Source organism: Curtobacterium sp. MCLR17_044 (assembly GCF_003234435.1).
In the GTDB taxonomy this organism is placed as follows: Bacteria; Actinomycetota; Actinomycetes; order Actinomycetales; family Microbacteriaceae; genus Curtobacterium; species Curtobacterium flaccumfaciens.
The window spans coordinates 93,538-110,460 of sequence record NZ_QKTC01000005.1; the positions used below are offsets into that span (position 1 = coordinate 93,538).

At 71.5% G+C, this 16,923-nt stretch carries 12 protein-coding genes; 2 read left to right on the top strand and 10 right to left on the bottom strand.

Going from position 1 to position 16,923, the window contains the following annotated elements; all coding sequences use genetic code 11:
* Positions 1-11: 11 nt before the first annotated feature.
* Together DEJ04_RS04815 and DEJ04_RS04820 are read right to left on the bottom strand one after the other, a co-directional pair.
* Entirely contained in the window at positions 12-1,502 is a 1,491-nt protein-coding gene (locus DEJ04_RS04815) for a cell wall metabolism sensor histidine kinase WalK (RefSeq protein ID WP_111046400.1), read from the bottom strand.
* The gene (locus DEJ04_RS04820) at positions 1,499-2,182 is read right to left on the bottom strand and encodes a response regulator (RefSeq protein WP_258371313.1); all 684 of its coding nucleotides are present in this window, start codon (positions 2,180-2,182) and stop codon (positions 1,499-1,501) included. The genes DEJ04_RS04815 and DEJ04_RS04820 overlap by 4 nt, the downstream gene beginning before the upstream one ends.
* Before the next feature lie 149 nt (positions 2,183-2,331).
* Here DEJ04_RS04820 and DEJ04_RS04825 point away from each other — a divergent pair, with 149 nt between their 5' ends.
* Positions 2,332-2,808: a hypothetical protein gene (locus DEJ04_RS04825; protein ID WP_146245022.1), complete on the top strand. Its 477-nt coding sequence runs from the start codon at positions 2,332-2,334 to the stop codon at positions 2,806-2,808.
* Between the two features lie 24 nt (positions 2,809-2,832).
* On the opposite strand, the gene DEJ04_RS04830 is transcribed toward DEJ04_RS04825, so the two are convergent.
* The 3 genes from DEJ04_RS04830 to DEJ04_RS04840 are packed head-to-tail and all read right to left on the bottom strand — an operon-like array spanning position 2,833 to position 6,048.
* On the bottom strand, positions 2,833-4,056 hold the full coding sequence (locus DEJ04_RS04830; protein WP_111046403.1) for a helix-turn-helix domain-containing protein: 1,224 nt from the start codon (positions 4,054-4,056) through the stop codon (positions 2,833-2,835).
* Between the two features lie 52 nt (positions 4,057-4,108).
* Positions 4,109-4,507, bottom strand: coding sequence for a DUF779 domain-containing protein (locus DEJ04_RS04835; RefSeq protein ID WP_111039089.1), 399 nt, complete (start codon positions 4,505-4,507; stop codon positions 4,109-4,111).
* The gene (locus DEJ04_RS04840; RefSeq protein ID WP_071403735.1) at positions 4,507-6,048 is read right to left on the bottom strand and encodes an aldehyde dehydrogenase family protein; all 1,542 of its coding nucleotides are present in this window, start codon (positions 6,046-6,048) and stop codon (positions 4,507-4,509) included. Before DEJ04_RS04840 ends, DEJ04_RS04835 begins: the two co-directional genes overlap by 1 nt.
* A gap of 151 nt (positions 6,049-6,199) precedes the next feature.
* Here DEJ04_RS04840 and DEJ04_RS04845 point away from each other — a divergent pair, with 151 nt between their 5' ends.
* Positions 6,200-6,739, top strand: coding sequence for an HdeD family acid-resistance protein (locus tag DEJ04_RS04845; protein ID WP_181437735.1), 540 nt, complete (start codon positions 6,200-6,202; stop codon positions 6,737-6,739).
* On the opposite strand, the gene DEJ04_RS04850 is transcribed toward DEJ04_RS04845, so the two are convergent.
* The 5 genes from DEJ04_RS04850 to lgt form a co-directional block, all read right to left on the bottom strand.
* Positions 6,736-7,830 carry a VIT1/CCC1 transporter family protein gene (locus DEJ04_RS04850; protein ID WP_111046404.1) on the bottom strand — a complete coding sequence of 365 codons (1,095 nt, stop codon included), beginning with the start codon at positions 7,828-7,830 and terminating at the stop codon, positions 6,736-6,738. The genes DEJ04_RS04845 and DEJ04_RS04850 overlap by 4 nt on opposite strands.
* Positions 7,831-7,960: 130 nt before the next feature.
* Positions 7,961-9,406 carry a pyruvate kinase gene (gene pyk, locus DEJ04_RS04855; RefSeq protein WP_017887208.1) on the bottom strand — a complete coding sequence of 482 codons (1,446 nt, stop codon included), beginning with the start codon at positions 9,404-9,406 and terminating at the stop codon, positions 7,961-7,963.
* Between the two features lie 179 nt (positions 9,407-9,585).
* Positions 9,586-11,043 carry a glutamate synthase subunit beta gene (locus DEJ04_RS04860; protein WP_110864561.1) on the bottom strand — a complete coding sequence of 486 codons (1,458 nt, stop codon included), beginning with the start codon at positions 11,041-11,043 and terminating at the stop codon, positions 9,586-9,588.
* A gap of 53 nt (positions 11,044-11,096) precedes the next feature.
* Positions 11,097-15,701 (bottom strand): glutamate synthase large subunit, encoded by a 4,605-nt coding sequence (gene gltB, locus DEJ04_RS04865; protein WP_375334723.1) that lies wholly within the window; start codon positions 15,699-15,701, stop codon positions 11,097-11,099.
* Between the two features lie 226 nt (positions 15,702-15,927).
* The gene (gene lgt / locus DEJ04_RS04870) at positions 15,928-16,914 is read right to left on the bottom strand and encodes a prolipoprotein diacylglyceryl transferase (protein ID WP_181437736.1); all 987 of its coding nucleotides are present in this window, start codon (positions 16,912-16,914) and stop codon (positions 15,928-15,930) included.
* Positions 16,915-16,923 lie beyond the last annotated feature (9 nt).

Sequence of the window (16,923 nt, forward strand, 5' to 3'; positions counted from 1 at the left end):
AGGACTCCAGGCTAGCAGGACGCGCGCACCACCCCGGTCGCCGCCGGGAGCGACAACTCGAACACGGCGCCGCCCAGGGTGCCGTCCTCGCCGTACCGCAGCCCGCCGCCGTGCGCCTCGGCGATGCCCCGCGCGATGGGGAGCCCGAGCCCCGCTCCGCCCGAGCGGGCGTCCCGTGCGGCCTCGAGCCGGACCAACCGGTCGAACACCCGCTCACGGTGTTCCACGGGGATCCCCGGCCCGTCGTCCTCGACCCGCACCACGGGGCCGGGTCCGCGGTCGTCGAGGCTGACGGCGACCCGTCCCGTCGCACCGCCCGCACGTGCCGCGTTGTCGACGAGGTTGCCGAGGACCTGGGCGATCCGCTCGGCGTCGACGTCGGCCTCCACCGGGTGCGCGGGCACGACGACGTCGAGCTCGAGGGTGGGCAGCCGGAGCCGGAGCCGGTCTCCCTCGGCCGCCAGGAACGCCCCGAGGTCGACCACCCGACGGTCGAGTTCGATCCCGCGGTCGAGCCGGGCCATCGTGAGCATGTCCTCGATGAGCCGAGCTGCCCGGTCGGCCTGCCGGACGACGTGCACGGCCAGCACCTCGCGGGTCCGGTCGTCACCGGCGCCACCCCGCACCAGGGTGTCGGCGGCCGCGCGGACCCCTGCGACGGGTGTCCGCAGTTCGTGCGCGGCGTCGGAGAGGAACGACCGGACGCGGGCCTCTGCGGCGACGGCGTCACGCTCGGCGCCCTCGACCGCGTCGAGCATCTCGTCCAGGGCGACGGCCACGCGACCGATCTCGGTGTCGCGGCGCGAGGGTCGGAGCCGCTGCCCACGGTCACCGCCGGCGATCGACCGCGCGGTCGTCGCCATCTGGTCGAGCGGTCGCAGGGACCGTCGGACGACCAGGACGACGCCGAGGACGGCGATGCCGAGGAACGCCGCCGAGGCACCGCCCATCACCCAGCCGAGCTGCACGAGCGTGTCCTGGACGTCACGGGTGCCGGCGGTGAGGGTGATCCGGGTGCCGTCGTCGAGCCGGCTCACCAGGGTGAGGACACCGTCGTCCTCGCGAACCGACGACGACGTGATCGTGGCGCCGTCTTCGGCGGGCGCCGGCGTGGCCGGATCGGTGGGTGTCCGTCCGACGCCCCCGCTGCCCCGCGGGACCGTCACGGGGAGGGAACCGGGGTCGAGCGGACCGGCGCGGAGCTGGTCCGGGGTCGGTCCGGCCTCGACGGCGTCCCCGTCCGGCTGGACGATCCGGACCGAGAGTCCCTGCGCGGAGAGCCGGTCGGCCAGATCCTCGGCGTCGACGGTGCCGACGAGCGCCGCAGCGGCCGACGCACGGTCACGCAGGCGGTCCTCGGCCTGGGCGCGGAGCCGGACGCCGAGCAGCCCCTCGACCGCGATCGTCAGCCCGGCGAGCAGGACGGCGAGCAGGACCACGATGGCGACGACGGTCCGCAGCCGCAGCGAGGTGGTCCGCAGGCGCCCGGCCTCAGCCCTCACGCTGCGGTCCGCTCGTCGCTGAGCCGGTACCCGATGCCCCGGACGGTGTGCACGAGGCGTGGTCCGTGCGCCTCCATCTTCCGCCGGAGGGCGCTGAGGTGGACCTCGACGACGTTCGCCGCGACGTCGTCGTACCCCCACACCTGGGTGGTGATCTGTCCCTTGGACACCGTCCGGCCCCGGCTCTCGGCCAGGAAGCGCAGCAGGCGGAACTCCGTCGCGGTGAGGTCGAGCAGCACCCCGGCGCGGCGGGCGGTGGCGGCGTCCGGGTCGAGCACGAGGTCGCCCACCTCGACGACCGAGGGGATCCGGCCACGCCGTCGGAGCACCGCGGTCACGCGGGCGACCAGTTCGGCCATCGCGAACGGCTTCACCACGTAGTCGTCGGCCCCCTCGGCGAAACCGCGCAACCGCTCGTCGAGTTCGTCCCGCGCGGTCATCATGACGACGGCGGCGTCCGTGGCGGAACGCACCCGTCCGGCGAGCACGATGCCGCTCGGTCCGGGCAGCATCCAGTCGAGCAGGACGAGGTCGGGGGCGCTGCGTCGCAGGTCGTCGACGAGGTCCCGTCCGTCCGCGGCCTCGGCGACGAGGAAGCCCTCGGCGCGGAGTGTGGTCGCGACCGCGGTGCGGATGGAGTCGTCGTCGTCGACGACCAGGATTCGGGCGGGAGCAGGCACGGCGGACACCGTACGGCGCTCCGACGGCCACCGAGCATGGAGGACGCTGGAGAACCCCTGTGCTTCAGGCATGCTTCAGATTCGGACTCGAGCGTCGTCTGCAGCGGCGGATCACCCGGATCCGCTCGGACAGACGAACGGTGACCACCATGCACGACGAACGAGACGACTCGACCACCACTCCCACCCGGCGACGCGGGGCGCTCCTGCGACGGGTCGGCATCGGCACGGCCGCGGCCGCGGTCCTGGTGCTCGGCGGGTTCGGCATCGCCACGGCGAACGCAGCCACGACCACCCCGGCGCAGGGCACCCCGACCGGCGCACCGACCGGTGCGACCACGCCGGCCCCGGCTCCGGCCGACGGCGACACCGCGACGGTGCCCGCACCGCCCGAGGGCGGGCCCGCGACGGCGCCCGGCTGCACGGCGCTCCCGGACGCCGGTGCGCACGCGACCGTCCCCGCCCCGCCGAAGGGCGCCGACGGGAAGGCGCCGACCCCGCCGAAGGAGGGTGCGAAGCCCACGGCGCCGACCCCGCCGGAGGACAGCGCGACGGGGAAGGCCACGGCACCAGCCCCGGCAGCTCCCGACGCGACCACGACCCCTGCGCCGGCCTCCGGTTCCTGATACCGAGCCGGGGAGCGCGCGCCGTCAGCGATCCCGATCGCGCGGGGCGCGCCTCCCGGCCTGGTCGTCCCGAGCGTCTCCGGAACCCTCGAGCGCCTCGATCGCCGCCACGAGACCGGCCCGTCGCGGCGACCGCCGCGGCAGCACCGCGAGCAGCGCGCGCAGCACGAGCGCGTCGGTCGCACCGTCCGGGGTGCGCGCCCACGCGAGCAGGGCGTCGACGCCGCCGTCGGCGACGACCGACTCGCGGAACCGCAGCCGCACCAGGTCACGGACCGCGTCGACGCCGGGTGCGGCGGAGCCCGGCAGGACCGGTCCGGCGTACCGGTCGACGGCCTGGAGGCGCGCCCCGCGTTCGAGCGCGGACAGCACGCCGTCGACGTCGGTCCGGACCCCGGTCACCCGGTACGGCCGCGACGTCACGGTCACGTCCGGCGCGTGCTGCGCGAGGACGCGGCGCAGCCGGACGACCTCGGCACGCAGGGTGACGATTGCGCCCGGGTCACCGTAGACGGCGGCGGCGAGGTCGGTCGCTGCGAGGCCCGCGGGGTGCGCGGCGAGCACGACGAGCAGTTCGGAGTGCCGGGCGGACAGCTCGACCCGGCGGTCGGCGATCCGGAGCACGGCGGTGTCGGTCCCGAGCACGGTCAGCTCGGCCGACGGTACGCGGGGTGTCCGCGCCCGTGGTCGGACCGCGGCGAGGGCGAGCTGGGCCTCGGCTGCGGCGACCGTGGCGGCGAGCAGCGACAGCGTGTGCCGCTCGACGGCGCGGTCGTCGCCCGTCAGGTCGAGCACGCCGACGGTCGCACCGCTCGCGTCGTGCACCGGGACCGCCGTGCACGAGAACGGCTTGACGGCGTTCGCGTAGTGCTCGTCGGAGCGGATCTGCACCGGACGGTCGAGGCGCAGTGCCGTGCCGGGCGCGCTGGTGCCGACGCGGTCCTCCGACCAGTCGGCCCCGGGGACGAAGCCCATGTCCTCGGCGGCGCGACGGGTGGAGCGGGCGCCATCGACCCAGACGAGACGGCCCGCGGCGTCCGCGACGGCGACGACGCACCCGGCCGAGCGGGAGTCGTCGAGCAGCAGCCGGCGGACCACCGGCAGCAGGGTTGCGAGGGGGCCGTCGTGCTGGACGGCGTCGAGTTCGTCGTCGCCGAGGGCGAGGACGGGGGTCGCGTCGGGATCGACCCGGGCGGACCGCTGCCACGACGCGGCGACGAGCGGGCGGAGCCGACCGGGTGCGCGCATGCGTCCTCCGATCGACCCCACCCGCCGCTCCGTCGCGACGCGTGCGGTCAGCCTACGTCCGGGCCACCCGCGGGACCAGGCCGAGATCGGCGAGCTCGGCGTCGTCGAACATCCGCGACCGGGTGAGGAACCGCTTGCCCTCCGGGACCTCGACCGAGAACCCGCCGCCCCGACCGTCGACGACGTCGATCGTCAGGTGCGTGTACTTCCAGTACTCGAACTGCGACACCGACATGTAGACCTCGACCGGCTCGAGGCCGTCCACCTGCAACGCGCCGAGCAGGACGTCCCCCGGACCGGTCCGGAACATGCCGACGGGGTAGCACATCGGACTCGAGCCGTCGCAGCAGCCGCCGGACTGGTGGAACATCAGCGGGCCGTGCCGGGCGGTGAGGGTCCGCAGGAGCTCCCCCGCCGCCGGCGTCACCGCGACGCGTGCGGTGTCGGGCATCAGAAGAAGCCCATCGGTCCGTCGGCGTAGGAGACGAGCAGGTTCTTCGTCTGCTGGTAGTGGTCGAGCATCATCTTGTGGTTCTCGCGCCCGATGCCGGACTGCTTGTAGCCGCCGAAGGCCGCACCCGCCGGGTACTGGTGGTACGTGTTCGACCACACGCGCCCGGCCTGGATGTCCCGTCCGGCGCGGTACAGGGTCGTGACGTCACGGCTCCACACCCCGGCACCGAGCCCGTACAGGGTGTCGTTGGCCGTGGCGATCGCGTCGTCGTAGCCACTGAAGGACGTCAGCGCGAGCACGGGCCCGAAGATCTCCTCCTGGAAGATCCGCATCGAGTTGTCGCCCTCGAACACCGTCGGCGTGACGTAGTAGCCACCGGAGAGTTCGCCGCCCAGGTCGGCGCGCTCGCCACCGGTCAAGAGCTTCGCGCCCTCCTGCTTGCCGATGTCGATGTAGCTCAGGATCTTCTCGAGCTGGTCGTTGGACGCCTGGGCACCGATCATCGTCGACAGGTCGAGCGGATGGCCCTGCTTGACGGCACGGACACGTTCCAGGCCGTCGGCGACGAACCCGTCGTAGATCTCCTTCGCCACGAGTGCCCGGGACGGACACGTGCAGACCTCGCCCTGGTTCAGGTTGAAGAACGTGAAGCCCTCGAGCGCCTTGTCGTAGAAGGAGTCCTTCTCGGCCGCCACGTCCGGGAAGAACACGTTCGGGCTCTTGCCGCCGAGCTCGAGCGTCACCGGGATGAGGCTCTGCGAGGCGTACTGCATGATCAGCCGCCCGGTCGTGGTCTCCCCCGTGAAGGCGATCTTCCGGATGTCCGGGTGCTGCGCGAGCGGTGCGCCGACCTCGATGCCGAAGCCGTTGACCACGTTGAGCACCCCGGCGGGCAGCAGGTCGCGGATGAGCTCGACGAGCACGTGGATGGACGCCGGGGTCTGCTCGGCGGGCTTCAGCACGACGCAGTTGCCGGCGGCGAGGGCCGGTGCGAGCTTCCACACCGCCATCAGGATCGGGAAGTTCCAGGGGATGATCTGCCCGACCACGCCGAGCGGCTCGTGGAAGTGGTAGGCCACGGTGTCGTGGTCGATCTCGCCGGCGGAGCCCTCCTGTGCGCGGATCGCTCCGGCGAAGTACCGGAAGTGGTCGATCGCGAGCGGGATGTCGGCGCCGAGGGTCTCGCGGATCGGCTTGCCGTTCTCCCACGTCTCGGCGACGGCGAGCATCTCGAGGTGCTCCTCCATGCGGTCCGCGATCTTGTTGAGGATGACGGCACGTTCAGCCGCGCTCGTCCGTCCCCAGGCCGGGAACGCCTTCCATCCGGCGGCGACGGCCCGGTCGACGTCCGTGGAGTCACCGCGGGCCACCTCGGTGAACACCTTGCCCGTGACGGGCGTGGGGTTCTCGAAGTACTGCCCGCTGGCGGACGGCACGTACTCGCCGCCGATGAAGTGGTCGTACCGGGATCGGTACTCGACCAGGGAGCCGGGCTCGCCGGGTGCGGCGTAGCTGGTGGGCGAGGGTGCGATGGTCATGGTGGTGCCCTTTCGACGACGCTGTCGGGGCGCACGGGTCGCGCGCCTGCTCCGCACGGTACGACCGCGGGGGTTGCAGGTCGTTGCACGGCCCGCGGCTCCGACGGGTAGCGTGCTGGACACCAGCGCTGGCGATCAGGGAGGAGCGCTCGTGGATTCTCGTGCCGTCAGGACGTTCCGGGTGTTCGTCGTCGTCACCGCCGTCGTCGCCATCGCACTGGGCATCGTGGCCATCGTCTGGCCCCGCCCGTCACTCGTGCTCGTGGCGCTGCTGTTCGGCGTGTACCTCGTCGTGGCCGGGGCACTGCGCGTCTTCGCCGCGGTGCGGGGGCACGGCACCCGTCCGGTGTGGCGGTGGACGTCCGGCATCGTCGGCGGCCTGGTCGCGGTCGCGGGGCTCGTGACCCTGCTCGACCCGGCGATCCCGCTCGTCGTCTACGCGGTGCTCGCCGGTGTCGGGTTCGTGTTCGAGGGGACCGTGTCGATCGTCGGTGGGTTCCTCGGGCACCCAGGATCGTCGCGCGTGCCGACGCTCGTGAGCGGGGTGCTGTCGATCCTCGGCGGCGTGGCCGTGCTCGTCGCCCCGGGGCTCGCGCTCGCGGTGTTCATGGTGTTCGCCGGCATCGCGCTCATCGTCGTCGGCGCCGCTGCGCTGCTGCTCCTGCCGCCGCGGGCCGCCGTCCGCCGCTAGGCCGACCCGGTGCCGAAGAGCAGCCCGAGCGCGTAGGTGACGATCGCCGCACCGAACCCGATGGCGAGCTGCCGGAAGGCGCGCTTGCCCGGCGAGGCCCCGCTGAGCACGCCGACGACGGCGCCGGTGCCGAGCAGGGCGATGCCCACCAGCCCGCCGGCCACCGCGATCGCCGGCCACCCCTGCATGCCGAACAGGAACGGCAGCACCGGGATGATCGCGCCCGAGGCGAAGAAGCAGAAGCTCGACACCGCGGCGCTCAGCCCGGTACCGACCGCCTCGTGGTCGTCCGTGACCGCGGTCGAACCGGTCGCGGGCCGCCGCTCACCGATGCCGGAGAGCACCTGCGCGGCGTGCTCGGTCGCCTCGGCCTCGGACATCCCGCGCGCGCGGTAGACCAGGGCGAGCTCGTTCGCATCGACGTCGAGGTCCGACACGGCCTTGCCGGCCTCGGGGTGCGGCGCGGACGCCTCGAGCAGCTCGCGCTGCGACCGGACGGAGACGTACTCCCCCGCCCCCATGGACAACGCGCCGGCGAGCAGGCCGGCGATGCCGCTCAGCAGCACGAAGTGCCGGTCGGCCCCAGAGGCACTGATGCCGATGATGAGCGCCAGGTTGGACACCAGACCGTCGTTCGCGCCGAACACCGCCGCCCGGAACGTGCCGGACAGCCGCATCCGGCCCCGGTTCGCGAGCCCGCGCACGACCTCGCCGTGGATCCGCTCATCGGCGGCCATCCGCGCGGTCGCGTCCGAGTCGTCGGCGTACGGCGACCGGTCCTCGGCGCGCTGCATGAGCGCGAGGACGAAGACCGACCCGAACCGCTTGGCCAGCACGGCGAGCACCCGGGTGCGCAGGCTCCCCCGCTGGGGCCGTCCGACGTCGTCGCCGAGCAGGTCGAGCCAGTGGTCGGCGTGCCGTCCCTCGGCCTCGGCCAGCGCGGCGAGGATCTCGCGCTCCTCGCCGGAACGGCGGGCAGCGAGGTTGCGGTACACGGCCGCCTCGGCACGTTCGTCGGCCAGGTAGCGACGCCAGCGGCGGACGTCGGCGCGCGGCGCCGGGGTGTCGGATCGGAGGCTCACAGCGACCATCCTGCCGCCTGCGGCCGACGTCCGGTCACCACCAGGGCCGTGGAGACGCGGCAGGGCGCGGACTGGAAGCGGTCGGCGCTGCTCCCGCCGGGCCTCCAGTCCGCGCCCTGGTGGCGACGGATCCCTCGGATCAGTCCCGGACGTAGGCCGGGGCGGCCTCGGCGTGGGCGTCGCCCACCCGGTGCACGCGCAGGTCGTTCGTCGAGCCCTCGATGCCGGGAGGGGACCCCGCCGTCACGATGACGCGGTCGCCGGGGGCGGCCAGGCCGTTCTCGAGGAGGACGTCGTCCACCTGCGAGAAGAGCTCGTCGGTGTGGGTCTTCCGCTCCACCAGGAACGAACGGACACCCCAGGTGAGGGCCATCCGGCGGCGCGTGGCCTCGTTCGGGGTGAAGGCGATGATCGGCAGACCGTGGCGCAGGCGCGACATGCGGCGGGCCGAGTCGCCGGACTCGGTGAAGACGCAGAGGTACGACGCCTCGGTGAACTCGGCGATCTCGACGGCGGCGAGGGTGATCGCACCGCCGAGCGTGCGCGGCTTGGTGCCGAGCGGCGCGATGCGCTCGAGACCGTGGTCCTCGGTGGACTCGACGATGCGGGCCATGGTGCGGACGGTCTGCACCGGGTACTCACCGACGCTCGTCTCACCGGACAGCATGACCGCGTCGGCACCGTCGAGGACGGCGTTCGCGACGTCGGACGTCTCGGCGCGCGTGGGGATCGGCGACGAGATCATCGACTCGAGCATCTGCGTCGCGACGATGACCGGCTTGGCCATGCGTCGGGACAGCTCGACGGCGCGCTTCTGCACGATCGGGACGGCCTCGAGCGGGAGCTCGACGCCGAGGTCACCGCGGGCGACCATGATGCTGTCGAAGGCGTCGATGATCTCCTCGAGCGCGTCGACGGCCTGGGGCTTCTCGACCTTGGCGATGACCGGCAGGCGCTTGCCTTCTTCGTCCATGATCTCGTGGGCACGCACGACGTCGCTCGCGTTGCGCACGAACGACAGCGCGATGAGGTCGGCGCCCTGACGGATCGCCCAGCGCAGGTCGGCTTCGTCCTTCTCGCTCAGCGCGGGGACGTTGACGGCGACACCGGGCAGGTTGATGCCCTTGTTGTTGGACACCGTGCCGGGGACGACCACCTCGGTGCGGACCCGCACGCCGTCGGTGTCGAGGACACGGAGGCGGACACGGCCGTCGTCGATGAGCAGCGGGTCGCCGGGCTTGACGTCCTGCGGCAGGCCCTTGAACGTCGTGCCGCAGATCTCCTTCGAGCCGGGGACGTCCTCGGTCGTGATGGTGAAGATGTCACCGACCGCCAGGTCGTGCGGGCCGTCGGCGAACCGAGCCAGACGGATCTTCGGACCCTGCAGGTCGACGAGGATCGCGACGGGCTTGCCGAGTTCTTCGGCGGCACGACGGACGTTGACGTAGTTGGCCTCGTGGACGCTGTAGTCACCGTGGCTGAGGTTGAGGCGGGCGACGTCGACGCCCGCTTCGATGATCTCCTTGACGGTCTCGTAGTCCGACGTTGCCGGTCCGAGCGTCGAAACGATCTTTGCGCGTCTCAATGGATTCCTTCGTGGTGGTGGATGGAGCTTGGGTTTCCGCGCTGTGGGGCCGCGCGGAACGAAGCGAGGCCACCAGCACCCTACCGAGTGCTGGTGGCCTCACGCTCACGGGAGCGTGAGCATCTGGTGGAGACGGTCCGCCGTCTGGCGGCGGTCCGACATCTGGTGCGCGTCCGACATCAGACGGAGATCGCCCGGTCGGTCGCCTTGACCGGTGCCGGCAGGATCGTGGAGCCCTCGAGGTACTCGTCGACCTGTGCGGCCGCGGCGCGGCCCTCGGCGATCGCCCACACGATGAGCGACTGCCCGCGACCCGCGTCGCCGGCGACGAACACGCCGGCTTCGTTGGTCGCGTAGTCGGCACGGCGGTCGAGCGCCCCGGAACCCGTGGTCGGCAGACCGAGCTGCGGCTCGATCGTGTCCGCCTCGGGGCCGGTGAAGCCCATCGCGATGAGGACGAGGTCGGCCGGGATCTCCCGCTCGCTGCCCGCCTTCGGGACCCGCCGGCCGTCGAGGTACTCGGTCTCGGCGACCCGCAGTGCGCGGACCTCGCCGGCGTCGTTCGACAGGAACTCGACGGTGGAGGCGAGGAAGTGCCGCTCGCCGCCCTCTTCGTGCGCGCTCGTGATCTCGAACACGGTCGGGAACATCGGCCACGGCTGGTCGGACGGACGCTCGAGCGGCGGCTGCTTGCCGATCGCCAGGTTCGTCACGCTCAACGCGCCCTGGCGGTGAGCGGTGCCGATGCAGTCCGCGCCGGTGTCGCCGCCGCCGATGACGACGACGTGCTTTCCCTCTGCCGTGATCTGGTTGTCGACCGTCGTGCCCGCGTTCGCCTTGTTCTGCTGGACCAGGTAGTCCATGGCGAAGTGCACGCCCTCGAGGTCGCGCCCCGGGATAGGCAGGTCGCGCGGCACCGTGGCACCGGTGGCGACGACGACCGCGTCGTAGCGCGACTTCAGGTCGTCCCAGGTGATGTCCTTGCCGATCTCGACCCCGGCACGGAACCGGGTGCCCTCGGCCTGCATCTGCGCGAGGCGCGCGTCGATCTGGCGCTTCTCCATCTTGAAGTCCGGGATGCCGTAGCGGAGCAGGCCGCCGATGCGGTCGTCCCGCTCGTAGACGGCGACCGTGTGGCCGGCACGCGTGAGCTGCTGCGCGGCGGCGAGCCCGGCGGGACCGGAGCCCACGACGGCGACGGTCTTGCCCGTCAGGCGCTCCGGCGGGTGCGGGGTGACCCAGCCGTTCTGGAACGCCTGGTCGATGATCGAGACCTCGACCTGCTTGATCGTCACCGGGGGCTGGTTGATGCCGAGCACGCACGACGACTCGCACGGTGCCGGGCAGAGCCGACCCGTGAACTCCGGGAAGTTGTTCGTCTCGTGCAGGCGCTCGATCGCCTGGCGGCCCTCACCGCGCCAGGTCAGGTCGTTCCACTCCGGGATCAGGTTGCCGAGCGGGCAGCCCTGGTGGCAGAACGGCACGCCGCAGTCCATGCAGCGGCCGGCCTGGCGCTTCAGGACACCGGACTCCTGCTGCTCGTAGACCTCTTTCCAGTCCATGAGCCGCACGGGCACGGGTCGCCGGGGCGGGAGTTCGCGTTCCTGGACCTTCAGGAATCCCTTGGGGTCAGCCACCGGTCACCTCCGAGGTCGTGTCGGGCACTGCCTGTTCCGGACGTGCGTGACGCTCAGCCACCGGTCACCTCCATGATCCTGTTCCAAACGATGTCACCGTCGGGGTCGAGCCCCTCGTCGACGGCTTGTCTGCGCGTCTCGAGCACCGCCGCGTAGTCGCGGGGCAGCACCTTGACGAAGTCGCTCAGGTCTCCGGACGCCAGCAGGTCGGACGCGAGCGTCGAACCCGTCTCGTCGGCGTGCCGGGTGAGCAGGTCGGTGACGATCTCGACGTCGGCGCTGTCGAGCGCCTCGAGTCGGAGTTCGCCGGACGCCAGTGCGTCGGTGTTGACGTGTTCCTGGCGCAGGCCTCGGACGTACGCCGTCCCACCGGACATGCCGGCGCCGAGGTTCCGGCCGGTCTCGCCGAGGATGAGCGCGAGCCCGCCCGTCATGTACTCGAGCGCGTGGTCGCCCACGCCCTCGACGACGGCCGTGGCACCGGAGTTCCGCACCAGGAAGCGCTCGCCCACGATGCCGCGGATGAACATGCTGCCCTGGGTGGCGCCGTACCCGATGACGTTGCCGGCGATGACGTTCTCGGCCGGGTCGAAGCCCGAGCCGGCGTCGGGCCGGACGACGATCTGGCCGCCGGAGAGCCCCTTGCCGACGTAGTCGTTGCTGTCGCCGATGAGCCGCAGCGTGATGCCCGCCGGCAGGAACGCGCCGAGCGACTGCCCGGCGGAACCGCGCAGCGTCACGTCGATCGATCCGTTCGGCAGGCCGTGCTCGCCGTGCCGCAGGGTCACCTGGTGGCCGAGCATGGTGCCGACGGCGCGCTCGGTGTTGCGGATGGGCAGGTCGAGCGCGATCGAACCGCCGTGGTCGAGCACGTCCGCGGTCTGCTGAATGAGCTGCACGTCGAAGTGCTGGTCCAGTTCGTGGTCCTGCTCGCGGTGGTGGCGGCGCGGTTCGGCGTCGTCGAAGTGCGGTCCCTTGAGCACCGGCGCGAGGTCGAGGCCCGACGCCTTCCAGTGCTCGACGGCACGGTCGACGTCGAGCGCGTCGGTCTGCCCGATGGCCTCGTCGAGGCTGCGGAAGCCGAGCTCGGCGAGGAGCTCGCGGACCTCTTGTGCGATGAACTCGAAGAAGTTCACGACGAACTCGGGCTTGCCGGAGAACCGCTTGCGGAGCTCGGGGTTCTGCGTGGCGACGCCGACCGGGCAGGTGTCCAGGTGGCAGACGCGCATCAGGATGCAGCCCTCGACCACGAGCGGGGCGGTCGCGAAGCCGTACTCCTCGGCCCCGAGCAACGCGGCCACGACCACGTCGCGTCCGGTCTTCATCTGCCCGTCCACCTGCACGACGACGCGGTCACGCATGCCGTTCAGCATGAGCGTCTGCTGGGTCTCGGCCAGGCCGATCTCCCACGGGGTGCCGGCGTGCTTGAGCGAGTTGAGCGGGCTCGCGCCGGTACCGCCGTCGTGGCCGGACACGAGCACGACGTCGGCCAGGGCCTTCGTCACGCCGGCCGCGACCGCACCGATGCCGGACTGGCTCACGAGCTTCACGTGGACGCGGGCGGCCGGGTTGGCGCGCTTGACGTCGAAGATCAGCTGCTTGAGGTCCTCGATGGAGTAGATGTCGTGGTGCGGCGGCGGCGAGATGAGGCCGACGCCCGCGGTGGCGTGCCGGGTGCGGGCCACCCACGGGTAGACCTTGGCCGGGGGCAGCTGACCGCCCTCGCCGGGCTTCGCGCCCTGCGCCATCTTGAGCTGGATGTCGGTGGCGTGCGTGAGGTACATGCTCGTCACGCCGAACCGGCCGGAGGCGACTTGCTTGATCGCGCTGCGGCGCTCGGGGTCGAGCAGGCGGTCGACGTCCTCGCCGCCCTCACCCGTGTTCGAACGGCCACCGAGTCGGTTCATCGCGATGGCGAGCGTCTCGTGAGCTTCCTTCGAGATGGACCCGTAGGACATCGCACCGGTGTTGAACCGCTTGACGATCGTCTCGATCGACTCGACCTCGTCTAGCGCGATGGGCTTCCGAGCGCCCTGCTTGAACCGGAACAGCCCGCGGAGCGTCATGAGCTGCTCGGACTGGTCGTCCACGGCGCTCGAGTACTCGCGGAAGATGTCGTAGCGGCGGGCACGGGTGGCGTGCTGCAGGCGGAACACCGTGTCCGGGTTGAACAGGTGCGGCGGGCCCTGACGGCGCCACTGGTACTCGCCACCGATCTGCAGTCGCTCGTGCGAGAGCACGGCGCCGTCCTGCGGGTACGCCTGGGCGTGCCGCTCGGCGTTCTCCTTGGCGATGACGTCGATGTCGACGCCGCCCAGGATCGACGAGGTGCCCGTGAAGTACTTGTCGACGAACTCCTGGCTGAGCCCGACGGCCTCGAACGCCTGCGCACCGGCGTAGCTGGACACCGTGGAGATGCCCATCTTCGACATGATCTTCAGTACGCCCTTGCCGAGCGCCTTGATGACGTTCTTGACGGCCTGCTCTGGGGTGATCCCGGGGATCATGCCGGCGCGGACCAGGTTCTCGCAGGTCTCCATCGCCAGGTACGGGTTGATCGCCGAGGCGCCGTACCCGATGAGGGTCGCCACGTGGTGGACCTCGCGCACGTCGCCGGCCTCGACGATCAGCCCGACCTTCATGCGCTGCTCGGTGCGGATCAGGTGGTGGTGGACCGCGGCGAGGAGCAGGAGGCTCGGCACCGGTGCCTGCTCGGAGTTGCCGTCGCGGTCGGACAGCACGATGAACTGCTTGCCGGACTCGATCGCGGCGTCGACCTCGTCGCACACGGCGGCGATGCGCTTCTGCATCGCCTTCTTGCCGGCGTCGACGCGGTACAGGCCCTTGATCGTGACGGTCAGGTGGCGACCCGACTCGGTCTCGAAGTGCTGGACCTTGGCGAGCTGGTCGTTGTCGATCACGGGGAAGTCGAGCGTGATCTGCTTCGCGTGCTCGGGACCGGCGGAGAGCAGGTTGCGCTCCGGACCGAGTCCCATCCCCATCGAGGTGATGACCTGCTCGCGGATCGAGTCGAGCGGCGGGTTGGTGACCTGCGCGAACTGCTGCGTGAAGTAGTCGAAGAGCAGGCGCGGACGCTCCGACAGCACGGCGATCGGGGTGTCCGAACCCATCGCGCCGAGGGGTTCGGCACCCGCTGCCGCCATCGGGCGCAGCAGGATCCGGACTTCTTCCTCGGTGTACCCGAACGCACGCTGACGACGGGTGACCGACGCCGGGGTGTGCACGATGTGCTCGCGCTCCGGCAGGTCGTTGAGGTTGATGCGTCCGGCTTCGAGCCAGTCGCCCCACGGACCGGAGGCGGCGAGCTCGCGCTTGACCTCGTCGTCCTCGATGATGCGGCCGGCCTCGGTGTCCACCAGGAACATCCGGCCCGGACGCAGGCGGCCCTTGCGCACGACCTTGGCGGCCGGCACGTCGATGACCCCGGTCTCGGAGCCCATCACGATGAGGCCGTCGTCGGTGACCAGGAAGCGTCCGGGGCGCAGGCCGTTGCGGTCGAGGGTGGCGCCGACGAGCGAGCCGTCGGTGAAGGTGATCGCGGCGGGGCCGTCCCACGGCTCCATGAGCATCGAGTGGTACTCGTAGAACGCGCGGAGGTCCGGGTCCATGCCGACCTGGTTCTCCCACGCCTCTGGAACCATCATCGACACGGCGTGCGGCAGGGTCCGGCCGGTCAGGGTCAGCAGCTCGAGGACCTCGTCGAACGAGGCCGAGTCGCTCGCCCCCGGGCTCACGATGGGCAGCAGCGGGGCCATGTCGCCGAGCAGTTCGCTCTCGAGCTGCGACTGGCGGGCGCGCATCCAGTTCCGGTTGCCGCGCACGGTGTTGATCTCACCGTTGTGGGCGATCGTCCGGAACGGCTGCGCGAGCGGCCATGACGGGAACGTGTTGGTGGAGTAGCGCGAGTGCACGATCGCGAGCTTCGACGCGAAGCGCTCGTCGCTGAGGTCCGGGTAGAACGGCTCGAGCTGGAGCGTCGTGACCATGCCCTTGTAGACCATGGTGCGGCTCGACAGCGACATGAAGTACAGGTCGTTGTCGTGCTCGGCGCGCTTGCGGAGGCGGAAGGCCTGACGGTCCAGCGCGATGCCGCTCCACGAGGCACCGTGCACGTCGTGCCGGATGGAGGCGACGAAGAGCTGCTCGAACGCCGGCATCGCGGCACGGGCGAGCGTGCCGAGGACCTCCGGACGCACCGGGACCTCGCGCCACCCGAGGACCTTCAGGCCCTCTTCGCGGGCGAGTCGCTCGACGGCGCCCTTCACCGCGTGGCGGGCGTCGTCGTCCAGGGGCAGGTAGGCGGTGCCGACGGCGTACTCCCCCGCTGCCGGCAGCTCGAACGGCACGACGGCCCGCAGGAACTCGTCGGGCACCTGGCACAGGATGCCCGCGCCGTCACCGGTGCCCGCGTCGGACCCCACGGCACCGCGGTGCTCGAGGTTCCGGAGCGCACCGAGGGCCGCGTCGACGATGTCGTGCCCGGGCGTGCCGCGCAGGGTCGCGACCATCGCGAGACCGCAGGCGTCCTTCTCGTTCGCCGGGTCGTACATGCCCGTCGCGTCCGGGATCGCGGAGAAGCGGCGGTGCGGCGGCACGAGGCTCGTCGGTGCCGAGGGCTGGGTTGGCTGGAGCGCCATGGGGAACCGTCCTCACGAGGAAGTGGAACAGGGACAGCGGTGGCCCGGTGGTGCGTTCCGCCCGAGCGGGCGGGACTGGTGCCCGTGCCCGCCGTCAGTGAGTTGCCCTGCCGGCCGGCGAGGTTGCTGGGCCCCGCTTGTGGCGGGGACCGTCTGGTGCTGCTGCTGCTGCTGGTGTGCTGCACGTGACCGGTGGTCGTCGGGAGCGGGTGCTCCCACCACGGGATCAGCGAGTGGTCGTGACCGGTTCGTCGCTCGTGACGCCGTCTGCTGCGTCGTCATCGTGCTCCGAGAAGGTGTCCTCGGAGTCTACAACGGAGGTCGGACGGGGCCCGCGACCCGGCAGGTACGGGCTCGGCTCCTTGCCGGTGTGGCGACGGCTCTGCACCACGAAGATCAGGATGCCGATCACGACCGCGGCGAGGGCCACCCACACGTTGGTGCGGACGCCGAATAAGGTCTCGCTCGTGTCGACGCGGATGGACTCGAGCACCGAGCGTCCGGCGCCGTACCAGATCAGGTACAGGCCGAGGACCTTGCCCCACTGCAGCGTGAACTTGCGCGCCAGGAAGAGGATGACGACCACACCGAGGACGTTCCAGATGATCTCGTACAGGAAGGTCGGGTGGAACAGCGTGCCCTCGGGCAGGCCCTTCGGGAACGCGGCGTTGCTCGAGTCGATCTCGAGGCCCCAGGGCAGGCTCGTCGGCATGCCGAAGAGCTCCTGGTTGAAGTAGTTGCCCAGGCGACCGAAGGCCTGTGCGAGCAGGACGCCCGGCACGACCGCGTCGATGAACGACGTGAACCGCAGGCCCACCTGACGGCAGCCGATCCACGCACCGACCGACCCGAGGATGAGCGCCCCGAAGATGGCGAGCCCGCCCTCCCAGATGTACAGGAAGGACAGCGGGTCGATGCCGGGGCCGAAGTAGTCGGACACGTGGGTGAACACGTGGAAGAGACGACCGCCGATGATGCCGGCGGGCACGGCCCAGATCGCGATGTCGATGATGATCCAGCGCTCGACGCCACGGGCGTTGAGTCGTCGGTTCGCCAGGACGACCGCGGCCACGATCCCGATCAGGATGCAGATCGCGTACGCGTGGATGCGGAAGTCGAGGGGCAGCGACCAGCCGAACGCGTCGCGCAGCCAGGCGGTCAGGTCGAAGTACTGCCAGGCGGTGCTCGGGCTCGGGATGCTCAGGAGGGGCATGGAGGTGCT

Coding starts and splice junctions, on each gene's coding strand:
- DEJ04_RS04825 (WP_146245022.1), top strand. CDS start 2,332: ATGCACGACGAACGAGACGACTCGACCACCACTCCCACCCGGCGACGC.
- lgt (WP_181437736.1), bottom strand. CDS start 16,914: ATGCCCCTCCTGAGCATCCCGAGCCCGAGCACCGCCTGGCAGTACTTC.
- DEJ04_RS04835 (WP_111039089.1), bottom strand. CDS start 4,507: ATGCCCGACACCGCACGCGTCGCGGTGACGCCGGCGGCGGGGGAGCTC.
- DEJ04_RS04840 (WP_071403735.1), bottom strand. CDS start 6,048: ATGACCATCGCACCCTCGCCCACCAGCTACGCCGCACCCGGCGAGCCC.
- DEJ04_RS04830 (WP_111046403.1), bottom strand. CDS start 4,056: ATGCGCGCACCCGGTCGGCTCCGCCCGCTCGTCGCCGCGTCGTGGCAG.
- gltB (WP_375334723.1), bottom strand. CDS start 15,701: ATGGCGCTCCAGCCAACCCAGCCCTCGGCACCGACGAGCCTCGTGCCG.
- DEJ04_RS04850 (WP_111046404.1), bottom strand. CDS start 7,830: ATGGTCGCTGTGAGCCTCCGATCCGACACCCCGGCGCCGCGCGCCGAC.